General features: G+C 69.4%; 20 protein-coding genes and 2 pseudogenes. 11 read left to right on the forward strand and 11 right to left on the reverse strand.

From position 1 onward, the window contains the following. Position 1: 1 nt before the first annotated feature. Together JJI54_RS07005 and JJI54_RS07010 are read right to left on the reverse strand one after the other, a co-directional pair. Positions 2–3,142: an efflux RND transporter permease subunit gene (locus tag JJI54_RS07005; protein ID WP_203072119.1), complete on the reverse strand. Its 3,141-nt coding sequence runs from the start codon at positions 3,140–3,142 to the stop codon at positions 2–4. Further along, positions 3,139–4,221 carry an efflux RND transporter periplasmic adaptor subunit gene (locus JJI54_RS07010; protein WP_203072121.1) on the reverse strand — a complete coding sequence of 361 codons (1,083 nt, stop codon included), beginning with the start codon at positions 4,219–4,221 and terminating at the stop codon, positions 3,139–3,141. Before JJI54_RS07010 ends, JJI54_RS07005 begins: the two co-directional genes overlap by 4 nt. Before the next feature lie 289 nt (positions 4,222–4,510). Between JJI54_RS07010 and JJI54_RS07015 the strand changes: the two genes are divergently transcribed. The 6 genes from JJI54_RS07015 (at position 4,511) to JJI54_RS07040 (ending at position 12,981) form a co-directional block, all read left to right on the forward strand. After that, positions 4,511–5,062 (forward strand): TetR/AcrR family transcriptional regulator, encoded by a 552-nt coding sequence (locus JJI54_RS07015; protein WP_203072123.1) that lies wholly within the window; start codon positions 4,511–4,513, stop codon positions 5,060–5,062. Positions 5,063–5,233: 171 nt separating this feature from the next. Continuing rightward, entirely contained in the window at positions 5,234–6,280 is a 1,047-nt protein-coding gene (locus JJI54_RS07020; protein WP_203072125.1) for an HlyD family secretion protein, read from the forward strand. Next, positions 6,280–8,589: an ABC transporter permease gene (locus JJI54_RS07025; protein WP_203072127.1), complete on the forward strand. Its 2,310-nt coding sequence runs from the start codon at positions 6,280–6,282 to the stop codon at positions 8,587–8,589. Before JJI54_RS07020 ends, JJI54_RS07025 begins: the two co-directional genes overlap by 1 nt. Next, positions 8,579–9,568, forward strand: coding sequence for an HlyD family secretion protein (locus JJI54_RS07030; RefSeq protein ID WP_203072129.1), 990 nt, complete (start codon positions 8,579–8,581; stop codon positions 9,566–9,568). Before JJI54_RS07025 ends, JJI54_RS07030 begins: the two co-directional genes overlap by 11 nt. 25 nt (positions 9,569–9,593) lie before the next feature. After that, positions 9,594–11,084: a mechanosensitive ion channel domain-containing protein gene (locus tag JJI54_RS07035; protein WP_203072131.1), complete on the forward strand. Its 1,491-nt coding sequence runs from the start codon at positions 9,594–9,596 to the stop codon at positions 11,082–11,084. A 130-nt stretch (positions 11,085–11,214) separates the two neighbouring features. Further along, the gene (locus JJI54_RS07040) at positions 11,215–12,981 is read left to right on the forward strand and encodes a TPR end-of-group domain-containing protein (RefSeq protein ID WP_203072133.1); all 1,767 of its coding nucleotides are present in this window, start codon (positions 11,215–11,217) and stop codon (positions 12,979–12,981) included. Here JJI54_RS07040 and JJI54_RS07045 read toward each other — a convergent pair. Continuing rightward, complete coding sequence (locus JJI54_RS07045; protein WP_203072135.1) at positions 12,978–13,442, reverse strand: ester cyclase; 465 nt, start codon at positions 13,440–13,442, stop codon at positions 12,978–12,980. The genes JJI54_RS07040 and JJI54_RS07045 overlap by 4 nt on opposite strands. Before the next feature lie 254 nt (positions 13,443–13,696). Between JJI54_RS07045 and JJI54_RS07050 the strand changes: the two genes are divergently transcribed. The 4 genes and pseudogenes from JJI54_RS07050 to JJI54_RS07065 form a co-directional block, all read left to right on the forward strand. After that, positions 13,697–14,338, forward strand: coding sequence for a helix-turn-helix domain-containing protein (locus JJI54_RS07050; protein WP_203072137.1), 642 nt, complete (start codon positions 13,697–13,699; stop codon positions 14,336–14,338). 121 nt (positions 14,339–14,459) lie between these two features. Further along, the gene (locus JJI54_RS07055; protein ID WP_203072139.1) at positions 14,460–14,996 is read left to right on the forward strand and encodes a fasciclin domain-containing protein; all 537 of its coding nucleotides are present in this window, start codon (positions 14,460–14,462) and stop codon (positions 14,994–14,996) included. 107 nt (positions 14,997–15,103) lie between these two features. Beyond that, positions 15,104–16,252 (forward strand): hypothetical protein, encoded by a 1,149-nt coding sequence (locus JJI54_RS07060; protein ID WP_203072141.1) that lies wholly within the window; start codon positions 15,104–15,106, stop codon positions 16,250–16,252. A 120-nt stretch (positions 16,253–16,372) separates the two neighbouring features. Further along, positions 16,373–16,510 (forward strand): annotated as a pseudogene (locus JJI54_RS07065) (transposase); the annotation flags it as partial. 140 nt (positions 16,511–16,650) lie between these two features. Here JJI54_RS07065 and JJI54_RS07070 read toward each other — a convergent pair. The 8 genes from JJI54_RS07070 to JJI54_RS07105 form a co-directional block, all read right to left on the reverse strand. After that, positions 16,651–16,827, reverse strand: coding sequence for a hypothetical protein (locus tag JJI54_RS07070; protein WP_203072144.1), 177 nt, complete (start codon positions 16,825–16,827; stop codon positions 16,651–16,653). 483 nt (positions 16,828–17,310) lie between these two features. Further along, the gene (locus JJI54_RS07075) at positions 17,311–18,144 is read right to left on the reverse strand and encodes a hypothetical protein (protein WP_203072146.1); all 834 of its coding nucleotides are present in this window, start codon (positions 18,142–18,144) and stop codon (positions 17,311–17,313) included. Between the two features lie 11 nt (positions 18,145–18,155). Next, the gene (locus JJI54_RS07080; protein ID WP_203072148.1) at positions 18,156–18,392 is read right to left on the reverse strand and encodes a hypothetical protein; all 237 of its coding nucleotides are present in this window, start codon (positions 18,390–18,392) and stop codon (positions 18,156–18,158) included. 14 nt (positions 18,393–18,406) lie between these two features. Then, on the reverse strand, positions 18,407–19,327 hold the full coding sequence (locus JJI54_RS07085; protein WP_203072149.1) for a nucleoside-diphosphate kinase: 921 nt from the start codon (positions 19,325–19,327) through the stop codon (positions 18,407–18,409). Further along, positions 19,314–20,342, reverse strand: coding sequence for an amidohydrolase family protein (locus tag JJI54_RS07090; protein WP_203072150.1), 1,029 nt, complete (start codon positions 20,340–20,342; stop codon positions 19,314–19,316). The genes JJI54_RS07085 and JJI54_RS07090 overlap by 14 nt, the downstream gene beginning before the upstream one ends. Before the next feature lie 33 nt (positions 20,343–20,375). Beyond that, positions 20,376–21,158: a formyltransferase family protein gene (locus JJI54_RS07095; protein WP_203072151.1), complete on the reverse strand. Its 783-nt coding sequence runs from the start codon at positions 21,156–21,158 to the stop codon at positions 20,376–20,378. A 35-nt stretch (positions 21,159–21,193) separates the two neighbouring features. Continuing rightward, positions 21,194–22,546 carry an aminotransferase class III-fold pyridoxal phosphate-dependent enzyme gene (locus JJI54_RS07100; RefSeq protein WP_203072153.1) on the reverse strand — a complete coding sequence of 451 codons (1,353 nt, stop codon included), beginning with the start codon at positions 22,544–22,546 and terminating at the stop codon, positions 21,194–21,196. Further along, positions 22,543–23,634 (reverse strand): nucleotidyltransferase family protein, encoded by a 1,092-nt coding sequence (locus JJI54_RS07105; RefSeq protein WP_203072154.1) that lies wholly within the window; start codon positions 23,632–23,634, stop codon positions 22,543–22,545. The genes JJI54_RS07100 and JJI54_RS07105 overlap by 4 nt, the downstream gene beginning before the upstream one ends. Before the next feature lie 788 nt (positions 23,635–24,422). On the opposite strand from JJI54_RS07105, the pseudogene JJI54_RS07110 reads away from it, so the two are divergent. Then, positions 24,423–25,508, forward strand: a pseudogene (locus tag JJI54_RS07110) (IS5 family transposase). The last annotated feature ends 524 nt before the right edge of the window (positions 25,509–26,032 follow it).

The following is a 26,032-nucleotide window of genomic DNA, read 5'->3' on the forward strand; positions in this document are numbered from 1 at the left end:
GTCAGCCCCCCGTGCCCGGCGCCGCGGCGCCGTCCTGGCGCGGGCCAGGCGGGTTCGCCCCGGCCCGCCCGGCGAGCAGCCGGTAGAAGAGCGGGACCAGGAAGGTGGCCAGGATGGTCGCCGCCAGCATGCCGCCGACCACGGCGACGCCGATCGAGACCCGGCTGCCGGAGCCGGCCCCGGTGCTGACGGCCAGCGGCAGGCAGCCCAGGATGAAGGCGAGCGAGGTCATGACGATCGGCCGGAAGCGCAGCCGCGCGGCCGCCAGCGCGGCCTCGGCGGCGGAGCGGCCGGCCTGGTGCTCGAGCGCCGCATACTCGACGATCAGGATGCCGTTCTTGGCGGCGAGGCCGACCAGGGTGATGAGGCCGACCTGGAAGTAGATGTCGTTGTTCACCCCGGTCAGCCACGCTGCCAGCAGGGCGCCGAACAGGCCGAAGGGCACGGCCACCATCACGGCAAGCGGCAGCTTCCATCGTTCGTACTGGGCGGCCAGGATCAGGAAGACCATGACGATGCCGAAGCCCAGGACCAGCGGCGCGGTCGTGGCGGCCGCCTGTTCCTGGAAGGCGGTGCCGCTCCAGGCGATGGCGAAGCCCCGTGGCAGGCTGGCCGCCGCGACCTCCTGCAGGGCCGCGAGCGCCTGGCCGGAGGAATAGCCGGGCGCGGCGCTGCCATTGATGGTGGCCGCGCGGTGGAGGTTGAACCGTTCCACCAGGTCGCTGCCGACCACGCGGGTCACGCCGAGCATCGTGCTGGCGGGGACCATCTCGCCATTCCCGGCCCGGACGAAGACCCGGCCGAGGTCGTCGGGGCCCCGCCGGTCTTCCGCCTCGGCCTGCAGATACACCCGGTGGTTCCGCCCCATCATCGTGAAGTCGTTGACGTAGAGGCCGCCGAAGCTGGTCTGGACCGCCTCGAACAGGTCGGGGAGCGCCACGCCGCGCGCCTTCGCCGCCTCCCGGTCGATATCGAGCCGGTAGCGCGGCACGTTGGTCTGCAGGGTGGTGCTCAGTTCGGCCAGTTCCGGCCTCCGGGCGGCGGCCCGCAGCAGGTCCTGCACCGCCGCCGCCAGGGCCACCGGCCCCGCGCCGCCGCGGTCGAGGACCTTCAGCTCGAAGCCGCCGACATTGCCCAGCCCGTCGATGGGGGGCGGATTGAAGGCGGTGACGGCCGCATCCCGCACCGCGGCGAGGCTGTCGGACAGGCCCGCCGCCAGCATCCGCGCGTCCTGCCCGGGGGCGGTGCGGGCGGACCAGTCCTGCAGTTCCACGAAGGCGGCCCCCGAACTGCTGCTGCTGCCGTTGGAGAGCAGGTTGAAGCCCGCGAAGGAGATGACGGAGCGGACGCTCGGATCCGCCCGCAGGATCCGCTCGACCTCCGCCCCGGCCGCGGCGGTGCGCTCCAGCGCCGTCGCCGGCGGCAGGGTCCAGGCGACGAGGATGCTGCCCTGGTCCTCGTCGGGGACGAGACCGCCAGGCACCGACCGGAACAGCAGGACGGTCAGGCCGCAGACCATGGCCAGCGACAACAGGCCCGCGAGGCCCCGGCGGAGGAAGAAGCGGACCCCGGCGAGGTAGCCGCCGGCCAGGCGCGCGAAGGCGGCGTTGAACAGGCGGAACGGCAGCGCCGGCTGCCCCGTGCGGGGCCGGAGCAGCATGGCGCAGAGCGCGGGGGTCAAGGTCAGGGCGACGAGGCCGGACAGCGTGACGGCGATGGCGATGGTGATCGCGAATTGCCGGTAGAGCTCCCCGTTCAGCCCGCCGAGGAACCCCACCGGCACGAAGACCGCACAGAGCGCCAGCACGATGGCGACGACCGGGCCGGTGACTTCCTCCATCGCGCGGATGGCGGCCTGGCGGGGCGACAGCCCCGCCTCGGCCATCAGGCGCTCGACATTCTCCACCACCACGATGGCGTCGTCGACGACGATGCCGATGGACAGGATCAGCCCGAACAGCGTCAGCAGGTTGATCGAGAACCCGAGGACGTGGAGGCCGGCGAAGGTGCCGATGATCGAGACCGGGATCGCGATCAGCGGGATGATCGCGGCCCGCCAGGTCTGCAGGAACAGGAAGACCACGCCGACCACCAGCAGGGCCGCCTCGACGAAGGTCGCGGCCACCTGCCGGATGGAGACCCGGACGAAGGTCGTGGTGTCGTAGGGGATGGAGAAGGCGATGCCGTGCGGCATGGCGGCCGCCAGCGCCTCCATGCGGGCGGCGACCGCCCGCATGGTCGCAAGGGCGTTGGCCCCGGGCTGCAGGTAGATGCCGAAGGGCGCGCTCGGGCGGCCATCGAGGGTGCCGGCGAAGTCGTATTGCTGCGCGCCGATTTCCACGCGCGCGACGTCGCGAAGCCGCAGCGCGGCGCCGTCCGTGCTTGCCCGCAGGATGATGTCGCCGAAGGCCTGTGCGTCGGGCAGGCGTCCCCGCGTGGTCATCGCGGTGGTATGGGCCCCGCCGGTGCCGGGGGCGGCATTGACCTGTCCGGCGGCGAATTCCTGGTTCTGTTCCCGGATGGCGGCCGCGACGTCGGACGGCGCCAGCGCGTGCTGCGCCAGCGCCTCCGGCCGCAGCCAGATCCGCATGGCGTATTCCTTCTGGCCGAACAGCTCGACATTGCCGACGCCGGGCACGCGCCGGATCTCGTCGATGACGTTCCGCAGCGCGTAGTTGCTGAGGTAGATCTCGTCGAAGCGGTCGGTGGTGGCGGTCAGCGCCAGCACCGCCAGGAAGGCGCTGGACTGCCTGGTGACGGTGACGCCGACGCGCTGCACCTCGGCAGGCAGGGTCGCGAGGACGCCCTGCACGCGGTTGCTGACCGCGATGGCCGCCCGCTCGGGGTCGGTGCCGATGTCGAAGCTGACGCTCAGCGTCGCGCTGCCGTCGGTGCTGGTCGATTGCAGGTAGATCAGCCGCTCGACGCCGTTGATGGCCTGCTCCAGGGGGGCGGCCACCGTCTGGGCGACCGTCTCGGCATCGGCGCCGGCGTAGTTGGCCTGCACCACGACCTGGGGGGGCACGATCTCCGGGTATTGCGCGACCGGCAACACCCGCAGGGCCAGGACGCCGGCGAGCATGATGACGAGGGAGATCACGGCGGCCAGGACGGGGCGCGCGACGAAGAAGCGGGCGGTCACGACCGGGCCTCCTGCGCGTCCACGACCGCACCTTCCGTCACCTTCGCGACGCCCTCGGCGATCACCCGTTCGCCGGCCCGCAGGCCCTCCTCGATCACCCACTCCTCGCCCAGCATGCGGCCGAGGCGGAGGGCGCGGCGCTCCGCCCTGCCGTCCGGGCCGAGCACATAGGCGAAGGGCCCCTGGATGTCCTGCTGCACCGCCGATTGCGGGATGCGGATGGCGTCGCGCAGGCGGCCGGAGACGCGGATGCGCACGAACTGCCCGGGGCGCAGGCGGTGGCCGGCATTGGGGAAGGTCGCGCGCGCGCGCACGGTGCCGGTGGCGGGATCGACGGTCGCCTCCGTGAAGCTGACCCTGCCCTGCGGTCCGCCATCCGCGAGCACCACCTCCGCCTGCAGCTCCGCCCCGTCGCCGGCGGACAGGGCGGCCAGATCGGGAAGATGGAAGGCGAAGGCGACCTGGACCGGGTCGAGCTGCGTGATGCGGGTCAGCAGCGAACTGGCCTCCCCGGTACCGACCAGGCTGCCCTCTGGCATGGCCTCGAGGCTGGTGAAGCCGGCGATGGGCGCCGTGACAGTGGTGTAGCCGAGCTCGAGCCGCGCCGTCGCCAGGCGTGCCCGCGCCGCCGCCAGGGCGGCTTCGGCCTGCGCGAGGGCGAAGACGGCGTCGTCGCGATCCTTCTCGCTGCCCGCCGCGGCGCGCAGCAGGGCCGCCGTGCGCTGCTGGTCGCGCCGGGCGCGCTGCGTCGTCGCCTCGGCTTCCTGGACCTGCGCCGTGGCGAGGTTCACCGCCGCCTGGTACGGCGCCGGGTCGATCAGGAAGAGGACGTCGCCTTCCCGGACCTCGCTGCCTTCCGTGAAGGCGCGCCGCAGCAGGATGCCGCCGACCCGCGCGCGCACCTCCGTCTGGCGCGTGGCGGTGACCCTGCCGCCATAGGTGAAGGCCAGGGGCGTCGGCCTGGATCGGACCTCCACGATGCCGACCCTGGGCGGTGGCTTGGCGGGTTCCCTGGACTGCGGTTCCTCGCCGCAGGCGGCGAGGCACAGGAGAACGGGGAGGGTGTAGCGGCGCTGCATGCGGGTCACCGGAGGGAGGGCACGACAGGAGGCGGGCCGCCAGGCGGCTGCCCGGTTCCCGGAAGGCTTCAGGACGGAAGGAAGGACGGTTGCGGGGTCAGCCGGCCGGAGACATCGTGCCAGGCGGCCCGGCAGGGGGCATGGCGGGTCCGGACGAGCGTGACGCGCCGGATGGGGCTGGCATGGAACCTCGCCTGCGGGGACGGCCGTGCCTGGCGGCTTGCCAGGCAGGGCGGTGGTCGATAGAAATAAATATGTCCGTATTTGTATTGGGCGTCAAGGTGGGTCCATGGGGCGTCGGCCGACGATCGACCGCGAGAAGGTTCTCGACATCGTGGAGGCCATCCTGCTCCGGGACGGCACGGCGGGTCTGACGATCGACGCCGTCGCCAGGGCCGCGGGCATCTCCAAGGGCGGGGTCCAGTCCCGCTTCGGGACGAAGAACGACCTGATCGCCGCCCTGCTGGAGCGAGGCGACCGGGAGTACCTTGCGCAGGTGGCCGCCGCGGTCGGGCCCTCCCCGGGGCCCGTGGATGCGGTCCGGGGCAATGTCGCGGCATCGGTGGAGATGGCCCTCGCCAATGGGGGGAAGGCGAGGGCGGCGGCCTTCCTGGCGGCGATGATCGAGGCGCGCGAGCACCTGGCCAGTGTCAGCACCTGGTACCGGGACAGGTTCGGCGGGCTCGATCTTGAGTCGGAGGAAGGGCGACGCGCCCGCCTCGCCCTGTTCGCGACCGAGGGCGCCTTCATCCTGGACGCGCTGGGCTTCTTCCGGCTGCAGGAGGAGGAGTGGCGCAGCCTGTCCGCGGATCTCCATGCGCTGATCGAGGGGAAGCTCTGAGCGCCTGCCGGGACGGGCCGTCCAGGCGCGCGGAAGGGAAACTGGGCCCGAGATGGTCAGGCCCGCCACCTTCCCGCAGCCCGGCGTTTCCGGCCGTTGCCCCGCTCGCCTCACGGTGAGCTAACCCTCTCTCACCTCCGCTGCGCGCCCGCCTCCGCCACGCTCCGGCGCATGCCAGACGACCAGCACGCCGGACCGCCGGCCCGCCGCGACAGCCCTTTCGCCGAGCCCGACCGCGCACGCCCGGCCCTGCTGCCTGCCCTCATGGTCGCGCTTTCGGTCGCCGCTATCGCAGGGATGGCGCTGTGGCTGCTCGCCTGGCCGGAGCCCCTGCTGGTGCAGGGTGAGGCGGATGCGACCCGCATCGACATCGCCGCCCGCATCGATGGCCGGGTACAGCACCGGCCCGTCGGCCGCGGCCAGGATGTGGCGGCGGGCGCGGTGCTGTTCGGCATCGAGAACCCCGCCCTGCTCGCGCGGCTGGCGGAAGCGGAAGCCGCGCGCCGGGTGGCCGCGGCGGACCTGGCGCGCATCCTGGCCGGCACCCGCGCCGAGACGGTGGCCGAGCGCCGTGCCGCCGTGGCGGCCGCGGAAGCCAGCCTCCGCCTCGCGCTGCAGAACCATGCCCGGATCCGCCAGCTGGCGGAGCGCGACGTCGCCTCCCTCCAGCGGCTGGATGAGGCGACCGCGCAGCTCAGCGTGGCGCGGCAGACGCTGGAACGCGCCGAACTGGCGTTGCGGGAAGCGGTGGCGGGCTACACGGCGGAGGAACGCGGTGTCGCGCAGGCTGGCCTGGCGCGTGCCGAGGCCGCCGTCGCGACCCTCGCGGCGCAGGTCGCCGAACTCACGGTCCGCGCGCCGGCCGCGGCGCAGGTCTACCAGATCCGCGCGGAGCCCGGCGAATACGTTGCCCCCGGCGTGCCGCTGCTCAGCCTGGTCGATCTCTCCGATGTCTGGCTGCGCTTCGCGCTGCGGGAGGATCTGTTGTGGGGCGTGGCACAGGGCGATCGCTTCACGGTGCGCATCCCGGCACTCGGCGATCGGCCGGTCGAGGTCGCGGTCAGCCTGGTGGCGCCGCGCGGCGACTACGCAGCCTGGCGCGCCACCCGCGCGACCGGTGACTTCGACCGCCGCAGCTTCGAGGTCCGGGCGCGCCCCGTGCAGCCGCTGCCCGGGCTGCGCCCGGGCATGAGCGCCTATGCCGAGTGGTCCCGGTGATGCCGCGCGGGTGGCTGGCCGTCGCGCGGCGCGAATGGCGCTGGATGCGGCGGGACAGGGTGGCGCTGCCGCTGCTGCTGGGCGTGCCGCTGCTGGCCTTCCTGCTGCTGTCGGCGACCTTCGGCCAGGCGGTGATCCGGGGCCTGCGGGTGGAGGTGGTGGATGAGGATCGCTCCGCCAGCTCGATGACGATCGTGCAGGCCATCGCGGCCGCGCCGGGCGTCAGCCTCGCGGGCCGGCCCGATCACCTGGCGGCGGCGATGCATGGCATCCGCGCCGGCCGCAGCATCGCCACCGTCTTCATCCCGCGCGGTTTCGAGCGGGATCTGATGGCCGCGCGGCGGCCGCAGCTTGTCGTGCTCTACAACCGGCAATTCTTCACCGCGGGCAACCTGGCCAGCGGGGGCCTGCAGGCGGCCGTGGCGGCGGCGGTGGCGGATCTGCCATCGGCGCCGGCCGCCAGCGCCGTCCCCGCGCCGGGGCCGCTGGTGGTGGAAAGCCATGTGCTGGGCAACCCCGCGCTGAACTACGCGCAGTTCCTGCTGCGGGCGCTGCTGCCGACGGTGCTGCATGTCGTCGTCGCGCTCTCGGCCGGCTATGCGGTGGGCTCCGAATTCGGCGGGCGCGACGGGCCGGGCTGGCTCGACACCGCCGGCGGCAGCCCGCTCGCGGCGCTGCTCGGCAAGCTGCTGCCGCTGTTCGGATGCCTGGTGCTGCTGATGGTGGTGGGCGCCGGCATCATCCATGGCGTCTTCCGGGTTCCCTTCCGCGGCGATCCCCTGGTGGCGGGGGCCGCGGCCTGCGCCTTCATCGCCGCCTATCTCGCGCTGGGGGCGGCGCTGCAGCTGCTGGTGCGCGACCTCAGCCTCGGCCTCTCGCTCGCCGGCATCGTCTGCTCGCCCGCCTTCGGCTTCGCGGGCATCGGCTTCCCGGTGATGGGGATGGGCGATTTCGCGCGCGGCTGGGGCGCGATGCTGCCCCTGCGCTGGTATGGGGAGATCCTGTTCGACCAGGCGATGCGCGGCGTGCCGGCCGCCGATTCCGCCATGCCGCTGCTGGCGATCCTCGCCCTCGGCAGCCTGTTCGCCGTGGTGGCCTGGGTTGCGCTCCGCCTGCGGCCCATGGTCCCCGTGGCCACGCCGCGCATGGCCGATGAAGCCACGCCGCGCGGCCCCTTCCGCGCCTGCGTGGCGGAGTATCGCCTGGTGCTGCGGGATCGCGGCGCCTTCGGGCTGATCGTGCTGGGGCCGCTGCTCTACGGCGTCCTCTACCCCCAGCCCTACCTGCGGCAGCTCGTGCGCGACATCCCCGTGGCGGTGGTGGACCAGGATCGCACCGCGCTCAGCCACGCCATCGTCGAGGCGGTGGAGGCGCATGAGGCGCTGCGCATCGCCGCCCGCCCGGCCGGGCTCGCGGAGGCGCAGCGCGCCCTGGCGCGGCGGGACGTCTTCGGCGTGCTCACCATTCCCCCCGGCACGGAGCGCGAGCTGCTGAAGGGCAACCGCGCGCCGGTCGTCGGCCACGCCGACGCGACCTACCTCCTGCTCTACAGCCGCATGAGCCAGGGCTTCCAGGACGCGGTGGCGAGCGTCGCGACGGAGGAGGCGGGTCGCGGCGCGCGCCCCGGCGGCAGCCTCCAGCAGGCCGCGCTGGCCCGCGGCGCGCCCGCGGAGATTCTGGCGGAGCCGCTGTTCAACCCGACCGGGGGCTATGGCAGCTATGTGGTGCCGGCCGCCTTCGTGCTGATCCTGCAGCAGACGCTGCTGATCGGCGTGGCGAGCCTGCGCGGCGCCAGCCCCGGCGCGGCGCCGCAGGGGCTGGCGGCGCGGGCGGGGCTGGTGCTGGGCCGGAGCCTGGCGCATGGCGCGCTCTGGCTGCCCGCGACGGCGCTCTACCTGCTGGTGCTGCCGCGGCTCTACGGCTTCCCGGCGGGCGGCGGGATCGGCACGCTGCTGGCGCTGGCCATCCCCTTCGTCCTGGCCGTCAGCGGCCTGGCGCAATTCGCCGGCGGCCTGACGCGGCGGCGCGAGACCGCCGTGCTGCTGATGATGGCCCTGAGCCTGCCGCTGTTCTTCCTGGTCGGCGTCGCCTGGCCGCTGGAGGCGATCCCGGACTGGCTCCGCTGGGTGAGCTACGCGGTCCCGGGCACCTTCGCCATCGACGCGCTGGTGCGCGCGAACCAGATGGGCGCGGGCCTCGGCGACCTCATCGCGGATTGCCGGGCGCTCTGGCTGCTCGCCGTCCTCTACGCCGCGCTCGCCATCGTGGCGCCGGCCCTGCGTCCTCGGGGCGTGCGTCATGGCGCCTAGGATCCTGCCGCCGGTCATGATCGCGGCGCTGCTGGGCCTGGAGGCGCTGGCCCTGGCGATGGCCGGTGCCGCGCAATCCGATACGCCGACCGAGGCGCCGGTCGCCGCCATGGTCCGGCAGACGGAACTGCGCCTGGCGCCGCTGGCCGGCGGCCGGCTGGCCCGGGTCGCGGTCGCGCCGGGTGAGGCGGTGCGCCGCGGCACGCTGCTCGCGCTGCTCGACAATCCCGACCTCGTCGCGCGGCTTGGCGAGGCCGAGGCCGCCGCCGCGGCGGCCCGCGCGGATCGCGACAACCTCCTCGCCGGCACGCGGGCGGAGGAGGTCGCCGCCGCGGCACGGAACGTGGAGACCGCCGCCGCCACGCTGCTGCTGGCCGGGCAGTCCCACCGGCGTATCGCCGCGCTGTTCGCCGCCACCTTCGCCAGCCGGCAGCAGCTGGATGAGGCCGTCGCCTCGCTCGACAAGGCGCGCGCGGAGCTCGACCTGATGCGCGCACGCCAGGCCGCCGCGCTGGCCGGCGCCACGGCGGAGCAGCGCGCCGTCGCCATCGCCCGCGTCGATGCGGCCGAGGCCGCCGTCGCGACGCTGCGCGCGGAACTCGACAAGACCCGTGTCGTGGCGCCGGCGGATGGCATCGTCCGCGTGGTCGCGGCGGAGCCCGGGGAGGTGATCGCCGCCGGCCAGCCCGTGCTGACCCTGGCGCCGGCCGGCGGCCTGTTCTTCAGCCTGACCCTGCGCGAGGATGCGCTGGGCGGGCTGCGGATCGGGCTGCCGGTGGCGCTGCGCGACGCCGGCGGAGCCGCGGTCCGCGCCCGCGTGACGGAGCTGCGCCCGCTCGGCGAATTCGCCACCTGGCGGGCGGCGCGTGCGGTCGGCGACCACGACCTGAACAGCCTGCGCCTGCGGCTGGAGCCGGAGGGCACGCCGCCCGCCGCGCTGGAAGCCGGGATGACGCTGTGGCTGCCCGTTCCGCGATGACCGGCCCGGGGCGGGCCGCGACCGCATGATCCCCGACCCCATCCTGCCCTGCGGGCCGCTCGCGCTGCTCGGCCTGGTCGCGGCGCGCCTGCTGCTGCGCGGCCGGCCGCTGGCGCGGCTGCTGGCGGAGGGCGCGGTGCTCGCCGCGCTGACCCTGGCGCTGCTGGTGCAGGGCGTCGCGCCCCATGGGACGGAGGTGCCGGAGGCGGCGCCGCTGCGCCACCTGGCGCTGAGCCTGGCACGCATCGCCTGGTGGATCGGCGTCGCGCTGGTCGCCGTCGGCCTGGTGCGGGCCTTCCTGCTGCCGGACCGCCGCCCGCGCGACGCGCGGCTGATCCAGGACCTGGTGATCGGCATGGTCTATCTCGGCACGCTGCTGGCGATCGTGACCAATGTCTTCGGCGTGCTGCTGGGCCCGGTGATCGCGACCTCCGGCGTGCTCGCCATCATCCTCGGCCTGGCGATGCAGAGCACGATGGGCGATGTCTTCTCCGGCCTCGCGCTCAATCTCAGCCGTCCCTACGGCGTCGGCGACTGGATCGTGCTGGACGACCGGATCGAGGGCCGGGTGGTCGAGACCAACTGGCGCGAGACGCGGCTGATCAGCAGCCGCAACAACCTGGTCGTCGTGCCGAACAGCACGCTGGCGAAGTCCACGCTGACCAACCTGAGCAGCCCGGAACCCAGCCGCGATGTCAGCATCGCGGTGCGCTTCGCGCTCACCACCTCCCCCGCCGCGATCCTGGAGGTGATGCAGGCCGTGCTGGCCAGTGCCAATGCCATCCTGCCGCTGCCCCCGCCCACGGCCCGCGCACGCGCCATCGAGGCGAACCGGCTGGAGGTGGAGCTGACCTTCCGCGTGCGTGACCTCCACACCGCCGGGATCGCGCGCAGCGAGGTGCTGGACCTCGTCTATCGCCATGCGAAGGCGGAGGGGCTGCGGCTTGCCGCGCCCGACGAGGCCGGGCCGGCGCCGGGCCCGGACCCGCGCCCGGACCTGCGCCCGGATCCGCGCCCGCCGGGCTTGCGCCTGCTGGATGCCGTGCCGCTCTTCGCGTCCCTGACGGCGGAGGAGAAGGCGGCCCTGGCCGCGACGATGACGCTGCACCGCCATCCCGCCGGCGCCGTGCTGGCGGCGGCCGGCACGCGGATGGAGACGCTGTTCGTCCTGCGGAGCGGCGTCGCGGAGGCGGGGACGGATGATGGCGCCGCCGCCATGCGGCTCGCGCCCGGCGACTGCTTCGGCGAGGCCGGGTTGCTGACCGGCGCGGCGGAGCCCGCCTCGATCCGCGCGCTGACGCCCGTCGCCATCCACGCGATTCCGCAGGCAGGCCTGCAGCACCTGCTGCAGACGCGGCCCGCCCTGGCCGAGGAACTGGGGCGGATCCTGGCGCATCGCGCGGCGCGGGTACGCCATCCGCTGGAGGCCGCGGCCGCGCCCGGCACGCCGGCCGCGCTGCCGCGGATCATCGCCCGCATCCGGCACATCTTCGACCTCCATCACGCACCGCCCTGAGACGCCAGATCGCCTTTGGGTTGGTGGTGGACATGTCGCGACAACCGGCGGTATTGGCGCGGGCAGAAGGCCGGGCACTGCCGGCCGCGGGGCGCGGAGTATGGCCATCACGCAGGCTGGGGGTTGAGCGATGCCGGACCCGGTATCGCGTGAGGAGGTCCTGGCCCAACTCGGGCGCATCGAGGCGAGCCGCGATTTCCAGGACTCGGCCCGGCTGATCGCGCTGCTGCGCTTCCTGGTGGAGGAGACGCTGCTGGGCAACGGCGCCCAGCTGAAGGAGGTGGTGATCGGCAACGCGCTGTATGAGCGCGAGCCGGCCTATGACCCACGCATCGATTCCACCGTGCGCGTCGAGATGCGCCGGCTGCGCCGCAAGCTGGTCGACTACTTCGCCGGGGATGGCCGGGACGATCCTGTCGCGATCACGGTGCCGACCGGGCAATACGCCGTCGTCTTCACCCCGCGCGCGGCGCCGCCCGCCGCCATCGCCGCCGGGGAGCCGGCCGGCCCGGCGCTGTTCGAGGCCGGGCAGGGCGCGACCGCGGCGGTGCTGCCCTTCCTGGCGCTGTCGCGCGACCCGGCGGAGCAGGACCTGGCGGACCGCCTGACGGACGAGATCACCTTCATCCTGTCGCAATGGGAGGGGCTGCGCATGGCCCCGCGCGGGGCCGTGCTGCGCTATCGCGAAAGCGCCAGCACCGGCAAGGCGGCCGCCGCGGAACTCGGCGTGGACGCCGTGCTGCATGGCAGCCTGCGACGGCATGGCGACATCCTGCGCGTGATCGCGGAGCTGTCGGATGTGCAGGGCTACGTCCTCTGGTCCGATCGCTTCGACACCCCCGATGCCGACCAGCTGCAGGTGCTGGAGCGGATCGCGCGGACCCTGACCAGCCGCCTCGGCATCGATTCGTCGCAGGTGCGGGCGCAGACGATGAAGCCCCGGCCCGGCGCCGTGCAGGTCATGGCCGCCGTCAGCCATGGGCGGCGCCTGATGGACAGCCAGCGGCCCGATGCGCTGCACAGGGCCATGGCGCTGTTCGAGCGCATCGCCCGCACCGCGCCGGACTTCGCCCGCGGCTACACGGGCATCGCGGATTGCGCCTGCGACCTCTATCGCCTCGGCCTGCTCGACCGCGCCACCGCGGCCCGCATGGCGCGGGAGGCGGCGCAGCATGCCTTGCGGATCGACCCTGCCTCGGCGGAGGCGCATGCCGCGCTCGGCACCATCGCGGCCTGGATCGATTTCGACCGCGCGGGGGCTGAAGCCTGGTTCGCCCGCGCCGCGCAGCTCGGCGAGACCGCGCGCGCGGCCCGCATCCGCGGCGTCGCGCTGCTGTTGCTGCAGCGAGAGCCCGAGGGCGCGGCGCGGCAGCTGCGCGTCGCCAGGACATTGGAGCCGATCTCCGCCCACCAGGACATCGCGGAGGCCATCAGCCTGTTCCAGGGCCGGCAGTTCACGGCGCTCGCCGAACGCTTCGGCCGCGCGCCGCGCGTCCCGGCCGCGGCCGAGGCGCGCTACTACGGGGCCCTCGCCCTGCTGGAGACCGGCGCCCCGCAGGCGGCGCGCGCGGTGATCGCGGAGATCGCGGACGAGCTGGCCGACCTGCCGGACCTCGCCCTGGGTGCGGCCGAGATCGCGGCCCGGCTGGGCGATGGCACGGCGGCCGGGGCCGGCACGCCGGAACGCCCGGCCTCCCACTTCGCGCGCGCGACGCTCGCCATGGCGCTCGGCCGCCAGGCGGAGGCGATCGACGCGCTGGCGGCCTGCGTGGCGCGGGAGGATCTGGCCCGCGCCTGGCTGCGCACCGACCGGCGCTTCGACCCGCTGCGCGGGATGCCGGCCTTCGAGGCGCTGGTGGCGGCGGTGCGCGATGCCCGGCCGCGCGGCGACCGCTAATCCGCGCCGCCCGCCTGCGGATCCGGCATCGCGCGCAGCTGCAGGCGCATCATCTCCGTGTCGAGATGGCTGTGCTGCTCGGCAACCTTGCCGTCCTGCCAGCGCGCGATCACGGTCAGCGTGACGTCGAAGCCGCGCCGGAAGGGTTCCAGCAGCATGCCGTCGAGCGGCGGTGGCCGGCAGACCGCGTGGCCGACCAGGCGCGTGACGGCGACGCTGCGCGCGCCATCATGGCTGGCGAAGAGCTGGAGGTAGGCGTCGGTGATGATGCGGCAGTCCGGGAAGGCCGCGCAGAAGGCCTGCGCCCAGGCCAGCTGTTCCGCCTTGCCCTGCGGCGCCGGGCTGCCGGCGACATGGGTCAGGCAATCCTCCGCCAGGTAGGCGGCATAGTCCTGCCATCGTCGGTCGTTCCAGGCCCGATGGAGCCCACGGATCCGGTTGAGCGTGCCACGCGTCGCCATGAGTCGCATCGGTTCCGGCTGTCGCGACGCCGGCCGCGTGGTTGCGCCGGCATCGGGATCGGCAGCGTAGCGCCGCGCCGCGACGCGGCGGCAGTGAGTTGCCGGCCACACGGCGTGAGCCACCGGCGCCGTCGCGCAGCCCGCTGATCGCAGGGCGCCGCTCACCGTGAGACGGCCGCCATCTCACCTCCTCACCCGTCCGGAGGCGGATGCGCCTCCCTAAGGTCCGGCCCATCACCAGAGGGATGAGGACGATGATGGCGACCTGCTTGCAGGCCGTCCCGGACGACGGTTCGCCCGGCGAGACCGGGCCCAAGGCCGGCGAAGCGCCGATGCCGGCCGGGACACGGCCCTTCCACCTTATCGCGGAGGCGATCGCGCAGCTGCGCGACGGCGATGCGGGGCTGCTGCGGGAACATCACGCGGCGGCGCTCGTCATGCTGGCGGACGCAACGGCGCTGCTGTCGGCCGGTGCGCAGCAGCCCGCGATGCGGGGGGGCCTCGCGCCCTGGCAGATGCATCGGCTGACCCGCTACATCGACAGCCATCTGCAGGACACGCTCGGCATCGCGATCCTGGCCGGGATCGCGCGGCTGAGCCCGGCGCATTTCTGCCGCGCCTTCAAGGTGAGCTTCGGGCGCACGCCGCATGGCTACGTCCTGCACCGGCGGCTGGAATGCGCCCAGCGGCTGATGCTGACCACCGATGCGTCGCTGGCGGAGATCGCGCTGGAATGCGGCCTGTTCGACCAGGCGCATCTGTCGCGCGTGTTCCGCCGCGCGACCGGCACGACGCCGAATGCCTGGCGCCGGCAGCATCGTCGCCCCCGCGCGCCGACTTCGTCGAAGGGGACAGCAACCCTGTCAAAGAACCAAGAGGCCATGCAAGCCGCGTGAGCCGCGCGGCGGCATGGTGTCCCCACGCCGCATCCGACCGGACCGGCGAACGCAGCCGTTGCCAGGAAAGGCAGCGTGCTGCGGGCCAGAGTCTCTCACCATCCAACCAGGAGTCCATTCCATGACCGCCTCCCGCTTCGCCCGCCGCACCGCCCTCGGCGCGGCCGTCCTCCTCGCCGGCGCCATCGGCGCGCAGGGTGCCATGGCGCAGAGCGCCAACTGCATCGACACGATGGCCCGGCTGCCGGAAGCCTCCCGCTTCGTCGGCGTCGCCGCCCGCGTCCATGTCGCGCAGGATCTGCGCGAGGCCGGCCCCTTCACCGTCTTCGTGCCGACCAATGCGGCGGTCGATGCCGTCCGCCCGGCGCTGCAGCCGATCCTGTTCCCCGGCTCCGGTGATGGCGGCGCTTCCGCCGATCCGGTGCTCGGCCCGGCGGCGGTGAACGCGCATATCCTCGAAGGCCGCTACACCTCCGCGGCGCTCGAGCCCGGTGCGACGGTGACGGCGCGCAGCCGGGCCGGCACGCCCATCACCCTGTCCAATGTCGGCGGCAAGGTGACGCTGACGGCCCATGGCGTCACCGCGACGGTCGTGCGCTCCGACATCCTCTGCTCGAACGGCGTGATCCACGTGATCGACCACTCGCTGGTGCGCTGACGCCCTCGTGCCTGGCCACCGGCGATGGCGGCGGTGCGCGATGCGCCGCCGCCATCACGGCTGATGCGCCACGCCCGCGACGAGTGGCGCCGAAGGGAGTGATCCACATGAGACGACCCGGGGCCTTCCCCATGCCCTTGATGGCTGCCGGCTTCGCTGCCGCCGGGCTGGCCTGGACGACGGCGGCGGAGGCGCATGTCAAATGGTTCGCCCCCTACATCGTCGCCGCGCCGCAGCGGCCGGTGCTGGCGACGCTGGCGGATGCCTGGTTCTGGATCGGCATCGCCCTCGTGCTGGCCTGCTTCCTGGCCACGCGACTTGTCGAGACCAGCCGGTACGGCGTGACGATCCTCGATGCGCTGGACCGCGTCACGACACCGCTCTGGCGGCGGCTCGACGACTATGTGCGCGCCATCATCGCGGCCTTCTTCGTCGCGATCTTCGCCGTCGGCGGGATCTACCTCACGCCGGATCTGAAGACGCCGCATGAATGGGTGTCCTGGGTCCAGCTGCTGATCGCCGCGGGCATCTTCTCACGCCGCACGATGCCGCTTTCCGCCGCCGGGATCATCGGGCTCTGGGCGCTGGCGGTGCGCGACTACGGGATCTACCACCTGCTCGACTACCTGGCCCTCGGGCTTGCCACCGCCGCCTACCTCGTGCTCGCCGCCTCGCGGCGCGAATTGTGGCGTGCCCATCGGTTCGAAGTCCTGCGATGGGGGCTCGCCATGGCGCTGATGTGGTCCAGCATGGAGAAGTTCGCCTATCCCGACTGGTTCTATCCCCTCGCGCAGGAGAAGCCCTTCCTGACCCTCGGGCTGCCGCGCGACGCCTTCATTCCCATGGCGGGCGTGGCCGAATTCACGCTCGGCTTCGGGCTGATATGGACACCGCTGGTGCGCCGCCTGTCCGGGGTGGCCTTGCTGGTGACCTTCACCACGGCGGTCTTCCCCTTCGGCCGCATCGACCTGATCGGCCACGGACTCATCATGGCCATCCTCGTCGCCGTGGTGGCCGAGCAGGACCGTGAACCGACGCCGCTGGCCCGGTGGCAGGAGGCGATCCGCCAGCCGCTGCTCGGCGTCCCGCTGGCGCTCGCCGTGGCGCTGGCGATCTTCGCCAGTGGCTATACCGGCCTGCATGCGGCGCTGTACCCGGCTGGCTCCTATCCGCTGCCGCCGCCCGCCGAGCGCTCGACCCATGCCTTCGACCCGGATCATCCGCACGCTCCGGATGGACGGACCCACCGGCCCTAGGAGCCTGGCCGAGAGACCGCGAGCCGGGGCGGGTCGGGTCCGCTTCTCGGGCGGTGATGCGCGGGAGCGTCTGACCCCGGGATGGGGATCAGGCGTGGCTGTCGCCACCCCCGGGGCGGGCAGGGACAGCCACCCTATCATCCCGGCATGCTGGCGGCGCTGCTGCGCTATGGCGACAGCCTTGGGATCCACGCCAGCCGGCAAATGGCCCGGGTCTGCGAGGAGCGGGTGGAGGCGATGGCTGTCACCGCCCGCAACCCGCTGCAACGGCACAGGGCAGCGCCGTGAACAGGCCAGCCCGCGCCGACATCGGCACCATGGTCGCAGTGCCGACGATGCCCGGGCAGGCCCCCGGAGCGGCTGGGATCAGAATCGAGAGTACGGTGGAGCGCGCCGGCTCAGCGATCCCCGTGCTTCCGGCTCGCCTGCATGGCCTTGTTCACGCCGCCCTGCTTGAGGTCGCCGCTGTTCTTCGATCCGGCGCGGGCGTCCTTCGGGTTGGCCTTGCCCGCGGTGGCGTTGTTGCCGCCCCGGGGAGCACGCCCGGCGGCGGGGAGGGGAGGGAGCTTGGCCATGCTGCTGGTGTCCTTTCGGGACGGTGCCGCCGGCGTCCGGCGTGCGGGAAGATGCGGTGTCGCGACCGGGTAGCGGTGGAAACCGCGGGCTTCCGGTGTGGGTCGGCGCAGCAAAGCCAAGGCGCATCAGGGCCGTGAGGCTTCTGGGGTGAAGCAGGCTATCCTCAGGGTCCGGAGAGCCATCCGGGCCGGTCGCCGCGGCCTGGCCCCATCAACCCTCGTGCAAGAACCCTGGCCAGACAGGCGCTTCCGCGCGGTCTGCACAGCGGTGGAGAGGGTTTGCGGGAAGTCCGACTGGAGCAGCGGTGGCAACCGGAGTCCAACCTTCTCTGGCGCTAGTGACAATTGTCTCGCAGGCTCCGTCTCCTTCCGGTGCGCGAGCTGGGGCTGGGGCGGCTTCGGTACCGATGCGATGCGCGGCTGTCTCGTGTTGCGCCTACCGCCCGGTCGGCAGCCGCGGACGCGGCCTGAGCCAGGCGCGGTTCAGAAACGCAGGCTGGGCCGCCGCGCCATGCCGCGCATCAACTCGTCCACGCCGGTGTCCTGCGCGCGCAACTCGTTCTCCCGCACCACGACCGGCCAGCGCACGCCGGCGTCGTCGCCCGCGTCGCGGCCGACCGCCTCATTTCCGCCTGCCCGCCGGTAGTCGTCGCGCGTCGCGCTGGCCAGCCGGGCATAGGTCATCGCCGCGACCAGCGGCGCGCGCGCCGCGGCCTCCTGCCGCTCGATCGGAACGGGCGCGCCCGTAGCGTTGAGCCGCTCAGTGCTACGCACCGTTACGCCGTGGCGGAACTCGAAATAAAGCGGCTCGTCGGGCGGGCCGGACAGGCCGGCCTCGGCGCGCGTCTCGATCACGACCCCCGCGACAGGGAACTGGCCGCCGCCGGCTGTCGCGACCTGCTGCGCGAGCCAGCGGCCGCAGGCCACGCTATCCGCCTTGCCGGCCTTGGCGCACGCGTCGGCGATGCGGGCGGCCATGTTCTCGCGCGACGGATTGAGCAGGTAAGTAACGCCGGTCAGCCCACCCCTGCTGCGCACGCAGCGCCGAACGGGACGGCCCTCGTAACCCTGAAGGTCTATTACCGGCTGCGGGTTGCAGCCCTGGTTGGGATCGCTGCGGATCAGTCGCGCCAGTTCCTGCCGCGCGCCCTCCGCCGCGGCGGAGGGCTGTGCCGCCTGGGGTGGTGGCAGCGCGGCGGGGGCCGGCGCGGCCGCCGCGGGCGAGGCCCGTTGCGCGGCGGGCGGCTGCGCGGCCGTGCATCCGGCCAGACCCGCCGCGAGCAGCGCGGCGGCCAGCATCGGCATCGTATTGGGCATGGCGTTCCTCCTCATCGGGCCGGAACGACGATGGAGGAGCAATCGCGCGCCGTCTCCGGCAAACCCTCGAGCGTGACCTCCGCCCCTGGCCAGGCCGACAGGCGCAGCAGGTTGCGCCCGGGGCGCAGCGCGCCGCTCGGCGCCACTGGATCGCGCATCAGCCGGCACAGCGTACGCGCATAGTCCGTCGGCCGCCAATTGTAGGGATCGGCGGTGCCGGCCACCCAATCCTGCACGCGTTGTGCCAACGATTCACCGCTCCCTATTTCAAGATCCGTGTTAGGCCTACGATGTTACTTGCTGTGAAGTGACCAGCAGCGAGTACCGCATCCCATCGATCCGCACCGGAGCTTTCCTCGAAGAATACCTCCCAGTGACATACGCCCGCTTGGCGCGCCCTACCGATCTCCTTAAGACCCTCTTTCGCTGCTGGTGCCTCGCCGGCTGCCTGCACTGAGGACTCGAGCCTGTCGAGACAGGCGTTCGGATGTGGATCACGGAAGGGAGTGGCGCGGTAGAGCGCCTCAATCTGCGCTTCAAGGCCGAAAATGGCCTGATCCTTCTGCAGAAGGGCCTTAAGCTCCCCTAGAGAAAACAGAACACCTAATTCGCGGACGACGTCCGCTGTTTCGTCAGGTGTGTGCACAAAGTTGATCATGTTACTGTAGGCACCAAGCTGCGAACGCAAATGATCCGGGCGCCGCAAAACCATATCGGCAGGTCCCTTCAGCGCGGTTAGCATGTCAGCCGCAGGTGTGCCGCCCTGTGTTTGCCTGAGCAACAGCAAAAGTGAATCAGATGACGGGAGCAAGCGATCTATTGCCCTTAGCCGCTGTGAGGTAGCGATGTTCAGTTCATATCGCCACAGCTCGCGCATACTGAGCCGGTCGAAGCGGAACGTCTTAAACTGAACGACCTGGAAGCCATAACGCGCGATTGCATCAAGCCCGGCATGGAGCTTGCGTGCAATCACCGCATCAGGCTTGAAGATCATGAACGTAAGAGAAGTGGCGCGCTGTGCTGCCGCTTCACCGAACACTTCACAGAAGGCGTTCCACGCTTCGCGATAATGAACTTCGCGGGCGTACAACTCCGCCTTCAAAGGGTTTTGGGTGAAGTCCACTGGCAGATCCAGCGTCCGCGACTGGTCTGGAAACAACGGCATCACCTCAGCAGAAGACATCAAGCGCGTTCCCGAGCGTAATCTTGCGTATCGCGTCGTTGTCAACCCCGACACGGCGCAAGTTACTTGCCTGCCGCGCAATGGTGCTCGTGCCGGCACTGACGACCCCCATATCCTGGTAAAGTAGTGAGTTGTCCGGTACTCGGTGCAACCGGTGGCCGCAAAGCACGGTAGAGTCGAGCCGGTCTGTCATGGCAAGCACACCGTCCTCACCAATCAACTCCAATGCTCGTCGAGCTATCAGGATATCGAGATGATCTCCATCGAAGTTAATGAAGTTACGGATGTTACCTTCCGCGCCGTGGCGAATGAGTGCGGCCGGCACCAGCCCAATCTGCCGATCGAGGTCCTGGAGTGCCCAGCGCTCAATATCAAGAGCTTCTACTTCAGCGTCTCGACGGGCTTTCTCGGCGGCTGTGCGCCAGGCGTGGCGGATCAGGCGCGGCATGTCGTTGAACAGATGGTCCGTGAGGATCGGTGGCGCGTGAGGCCCTGCCACGTCTCGTTCAATGACGACTGCGTCGATCGTGGTGACCGTTCGTGCGGGATGACGCGGATCAAAATGCCCTAGCGCTGGCGATAGCCCGTGATCAAGCAGAAGGGCTGCCACCCAGTGTGGCGACGGCTCATCGTGACTAGTCGCGGCATCGGGAGCTAGCACAACGTAGCGAAGCCCTTTTTGGCCGAGATTTGCGATCCTTCGCCATTCGGCTCGATCTGGCCGCCAGAAGCCGAGCGGAGGTGTACCGCCGCGCCCAGCAAGCAGAGGTCCCTCCAAGGCGAAGCCGAGCAAATTACGGTAACGACCTTCCTGACGACCCAAATAAAACATCGAGAGCATTGAGGAGAAGGCGTCAATTAACTCGCGACGCAAAAAGACCGTAGCGATACATGCACTACGCTCTGCTCTAAGCAACAATTCAACCGTGTCCAGGTCGTAGCTGCCGACTTCGGAAAAGTCGATCGGACCTATCCCGTGACAATGTGGATCGGCGTACTCAAAATCTCCCACCATTTTAAGAGCCTTGCTCAGTTTTGACAGATCGCTTCAATGCACAAGCAAGTCGAGGTCGACGCCGCCGGGGCCGAGCGGAACACCGTCGTAGTTCAGCTGCGGATTACCGCTAGAGTTATGTTCGGTGTCGCTGAGAGAGAATCTTCCTTCGGCAATGCCCTTCAGAGCGAAAGTCAAAGACGGCCAGTCGCTCACCTCTTTCTGGATCAGCTCATGTGCCTTGATATCGACAGCGCACCCGTCCTCGCCGCGCCGTACCCGCACACTGGGGCCGCGGCAGAGGATCGGTCCGGCATCGACGCCAGCAGTCACCAAGATCGTGCTCGTGCGGGTGAAAGGCTCGTTCTGCTCAATCGATCTACGCAGCCCGCCGATTCCGACATAGGCCCTCTGCCCATTTCTGCACACGGCGAGATCCGCCGGATGCTGATTGATCATGCGGTGGTGAAAGCGTTCGAGCAGCGTGCCCTCGATAATGCGTCGATAAGCAAGAACTGCGAGGTCAAGCGGACGCCCGCTTTCCCGCGAAAAGGCTGCAATCTCAACCTCAATCGCGTCGTGGAAATCACGCGCCCGCCTTCGATAAGCTGCTTGTGCCAAGGGGTTTCCCTTCGCGTTATGCCAAGAACCACAGATCGCTTCAAAATCATGCTCGATGACAGAAATGCCGCGTTGGCGGGCGAGCTGGGCTGCAGGCGTTTCCACACGGTCCGCAACTAGTAGGTGCAAGGCGGCGAGAAGCGGCGAACTATCACAGAATGCTAGTGCTGCGGCGAAATTCCCTGGACCGCCACTAGCAAAAAAGACAATGCCCATTGGGCGCCCGCACGGAGCATGGATTGGACGTGGGCTCATGGAACCGACGACTCCAAGGAAACGCTCTCAAAGGTCTGGTTAAGCAGTCCCTCGATCACCTCCATGTCGCTATCGGTTAGCGTCAGCGGAGGATGCAGCGCGAGAACGTCGTTCGTCATGCCGGTGCTGGCTACAAGGAGACCGTAGTAGCCGGCGACGGGATTATCCGCCCCTGCTTGCTTAGCCACCTCGCGCAACCGCTCGGCCAAGGGAGCACGAAGTCGCAAGCGTAACACCGCGCCGACTACCCCCGCGTCGATTACCAGCGGAAATCTGGTTGCGATACTTGCTCCAAGCCTATTGAGGAAAGAACATACGGTCTTGACCTTGTGCTCAACTGTATCCGTGTCGAGAAACCGGCCCAACACGACCCTTGCCAAGGCGAAGCTTAAAGGATTGTTAGCAAAAGTAATCGAATGTGAGCCCGGCGGGAAATTTTGCGGGTCAAGCAGCGGCTCACGCGCCCATACGCAGCTGAAAGGCGCCATCCCGTTGGTCAGCGCCTTCGAAAGAACGATTATATCGGGAACAATTTCGTAGCGCTGAACTCCTAGCGCGGTGCCAAGCCGATACAGGCCAGTGAACACTTCATCAGCGATAATAAGGACCCCAGCTTGCCGAAGTTCACTAATTACACCGGCGAGGTATCTTTGGTCGGGAACAGCCATCCCCCCAACGTTGAGCATCGGCTCAAACACGAATGCGATGAGTCGGGTGAGATCGCCCCTACTAACGAGCCCTGCAAAATCTTCGCGGAACAAAGATGCAGCATAGGTGCCACATTCGACATTGCATACCTCGGGCCTTCTACCGAACCGACATCTGACGCAGTCGGGAAGAGGCAATCGCGTCACAGGCAGGAATGAGCCAATCCAACGCCGGTATCGATCGCTAGAGCTTAGCTGGCTAGTGAAGGGTGAGCGACCGTGGTAGGCGCCTTCGAACGTCACAATACGCTCTCCGCCAACCCGGTTAAATGCAGCAATTTTTACTGCAAGTTCAATGCCTTGTGCCCCGCCAAGATCAAATGCGACGCGGCCCCGCACTCCCGTCTGCGCCTCTATCCAATTCGCGATCTGCTCGGCATAATCCAGGCGAAGTGCAGATTCGCAAAACGATGGCAGAAGCGGCAGTTCGCCTAGGATTGCACATGCTTCGGCCAAAATCGTCTGGTCATATCCAAATGCAGCCGCCCCATTCGCTGCTTCGGCGTCTAGATACCGGCGACCGTTAGCGTCGGTGAGCGTCGCGCCGCTGCCAGAGTGAAAGATTGGAACAAAATGTCCACGGTAAACGAAGTCGCCCTTTCCGAGAAAGCTGGCGCCCGTGGCTAACGCGGCGTCGCTCATCGAGCTTCCAACCGTTCAGCAATGGCAGCAGGCACTTTGTCCTGCATGCCAAAGAGTTGCGGAAGCAAACTTCCCCAATCCCGGAAGCGGTTGTCGTCCGTTGGCTTTATCGCCGCAAAAACCTCGCTGGGCACGCTGTCGCCCGACAGCGCGTTCAGAAAGCCAAGAAGATGAGAGACTGGCGCATGGGTCATCGTATCGTTCGTTTGCTGCGCGAACACACCCCAGTCGACCTCTCCAAACCGCACGAGAGGCGCGAGATACGCTAGATCACGCAAGCTACGTTTGCCGTGGATTGCGACCTCGTTGTAATAGCGCGCAAGGCCAAACCATAGATGATCGGCGTCACAAAGCGTCGGGAGACCCTGTCGGACGACGCGTCTAGCAAGTAGGGCTTCGCAATCGACGTCAGACGCAATCCCATGGTGCAAGTCAACCTCGAGCACCAAAGCGGCAGCGTCGGCAAACACCCAGAGCGGCATCTTACAAAAATCAGACGCAGCCTGTCGCTCCGCGTCCGTGAGCGCAAAATCGACCTGTCGATTGAAAGCGACCAACTCATAGTGCTGCGCTTCGAGCGCAGCAATTTCTTGCACGTCTCGACGTATGAGCATTCGCGCCTGCCGGTCGAAGATCATCTGCCGATATCCTAGAGCGTAGAGCGCGCATTTCGCTTCCTCCACGAGACTGCGTGGCAGAAGGATGTCGAGGTCGGCCGCCATACCGACAGCCGCTCCGTCGCGCACGCGTCTGGACAGCGCCGCGCCTTTGAAGACCGCGAAGGAAATGCCGGCCTCCGCAAGCGCCCCGTTGATTCGCACCAGTTCCTCTGCCTGAGCCGCCGCAACGCGGTCGTAAACTCGTTGGAGTGGGATCTCCGCTCTTTGCGATTCAGAAACAAAACTCTGTCCCGAACCGGAAAGAGTCCAGTAATAAAGGCTATCTATGCCGCGACGGCGCAACTCATCTATCGACGGTATGTCGAGATGGATTTGAGGTGCAGCAGCAAGCCTCGCATTGTCGCGCGCAAGCCACCGTAGCAGATCAACAGCTGCTGCGGCCCAACGGGGCAGGCCGGATGCTTCCATTCGAATAGGCCAGCTTAAGTCGATGGCTTGCCCGGCGTAAACGAAATGCGAGCAGAGATGGAACCTTCAGCAGACGTCAACGACGTCAGAGCGGATATTACTCGCTTGCCACTGCCGTTGAGTGCGATTACCGCCGACCGCCCAGCACCAACAGCGGAGGCGATGACGTCCGCAACGTCCTTCAGGGGCACTCGAATGCTAACCACGGCGCTGTCAGCACGCGGCGCAGCTATGCTGATGACACCCGAAATGGGCAGCGCGCCCGACACAGACGTCAGTGCAGAAGTGCCCGCGGCCGTGCCTGACACGGCAACCTTCTTGGACCCGGAACTCATGAAAAAATTCCTCCTTCTAGAGTTTCCCATTGAGATGATTGCGCAATCCGATGGGCTGTGTAAACATAGAATCACTTTTCTCGCCGCTGGTCTTGCCGGGGGTCCTTTCTGGGTGTGCTTCCTAACGGACTGCCTGGCAAACTCGCTTGGCGTGAGACCACGCAGGTTCGTGTGAGCGAGGGTGGCGTTGTGGTCCGGCCGGCCACTGGCTGAAGAAGCGCTGCGTATCGGAGAGCCTGTCGAACACGTGCTCGCTGAGGCACTCGTGCGGAGGCGCCCGATCCGGCTTACTCAGGGGGTGTTCTGCACCGGCTTGCCAGGCGCGGTATAGTGCCAGCCGACGCCGCGCAATGCACCTTCAGATCTCTAGCAGGCTGCTGAAATTCCCCCCTCTCGCGATTGGTCCTGGATCATGATTCGCTGGCTTCAGTGAGACGGGGGGACGAGGTCGGGATGCGGGGCAAGGACGATGCGCGGGGCTCGCTGTTCGGCTACGTCGTTCTCGAGCAACCGATCCGGCCTGACCACCCGCTGCGGCTGATCCGCACCATCGTCAACGCGGCGCTGACCGAGATTTCGGCCGAGTTCGACGTGCTCTACCCGCCAACGGGCCGGGATTCGATCCCGCCCGAGCGGCTGCTGTAGGCGCTGTTGTTGCAGGCCTTCTATTCGATCCGCTCGGAGTGCCAGCTGGTCGAGCGGATCGACTTCGACCTGCTGTTCCGGTGGTTCGTCGGGCTCGGCGTGGACGACCCGGTCTGGGACGCCACGACCTTCACCAAGAACCGCGACCGCCTGCTGGATGGCGAGGTTGCCGCGCGCTTCCTCGCCACCGTGCTGGCGCAGCCGAAGGTGCGTGGCCTGCTCTCGATTGAGCATTTCTCGGCGGATGGCACGCTGCTGGAGGCCTGGGCCAGCACCAAGAGCTTCCGGCCCAAGGACGGCTCCGGCCCGCCACCCGACACGGGGCGCAATGGCGAGCAGGACTTCCGTGGCCAGAAGCGCAACAACGAGACGCATGCCTCGACGACCGATCCCGACGCCCTGCTGTTCCGCAAGGGCCCGGGCAAGGAGGCCAAGCTCTGCTTCATGGGGCATGCGCTGATGGAGAACAGGAACGGCCTGATCGTCGGCGCCGTGGCGACCCGCGCCTCGGGCCATGCCGAGCGGCTGGCCGCGCTGCACTTGATTGAGCCCCATGCCGACCGGCCGAGCAAGGTCACGCTCGGCGCCGGAAAGGGCTTCTACGCGCACGACTTCGTCGCCGAACTCCGCGAGATCAACGTCGCCCTACACCTGGCGCAGAACATCAGCCGGCCACGCTCTGCCATCGATGGCCGCACCACCCGCCACGCTGGCTACGCGGTCAGCCAGCGGATCAGGAAGCGGATCGAGAAAGCCTTCGGCTGGGCCAAGACGGTGGCCGGGCTGCGCAAGGCCCGCCACCGCGGCCTGCCCAAGATCGACAGGCAGGTCACCCTGGCCATGGCCGCCTACAACCTCGTCCGCCTGCCGAAGCTGCTAGACGAAGCGACGTGACGCTCGAAAAGCGCCCGCACGATCTCTGGCAGTGGGAACACGCCCCGGGCCGACCACGCCGTCGCCGTCCCACACGACCGATCAGGGCGAGAACGGAACTCGATCCGGCACGCGGACCAGGCTTTTCAGCAGCCTGCTAGTTGTGCGGTGTAGAAATGAACACCGGCGGCCGTAGGCCGCGTTCTCACGGTGGCGCAAGCTTCGGCCTGCATGGGCGAGCGCCTCGCCAACCTGTACCGTCCTTCTTGAAAGGGAAGTGCCGGAAAGAATGTATGCACATCCGTGGCGACGGGTGCTTTTCACGACCTATTCCCTGAGCTTGTCATTCTTCGAGTCCGTCGGCGCGTGGCCGTGGGAAGACGCTCATGCGGCCGAGGGTCGTGTTGTAGGAGGCAGGCTGGACAGTCGCACCTGGGGTCGGGCGTGGAGCCAAGCCAATTCCGACGAGAGATCGACTTCTGACCGCGCTGACGTTTGCGCGGGAGAGCGGGCTTCTGGATTAAGGTCTCGGCGCATAGTGTTCA

Origin of the sequence: Falsiroseomonas ponticola, assembly GCF_016805305.1 — a bacterium.
In the GTDB taxonomy this organism is placed as follows: domain Bacteria; phylum Pseudomonadota; class Alphaproteobacteria; order Acetobacterales; family Acetobacteraceae; genus Falsiroseomonas; species Falsiroseomonas ponticola.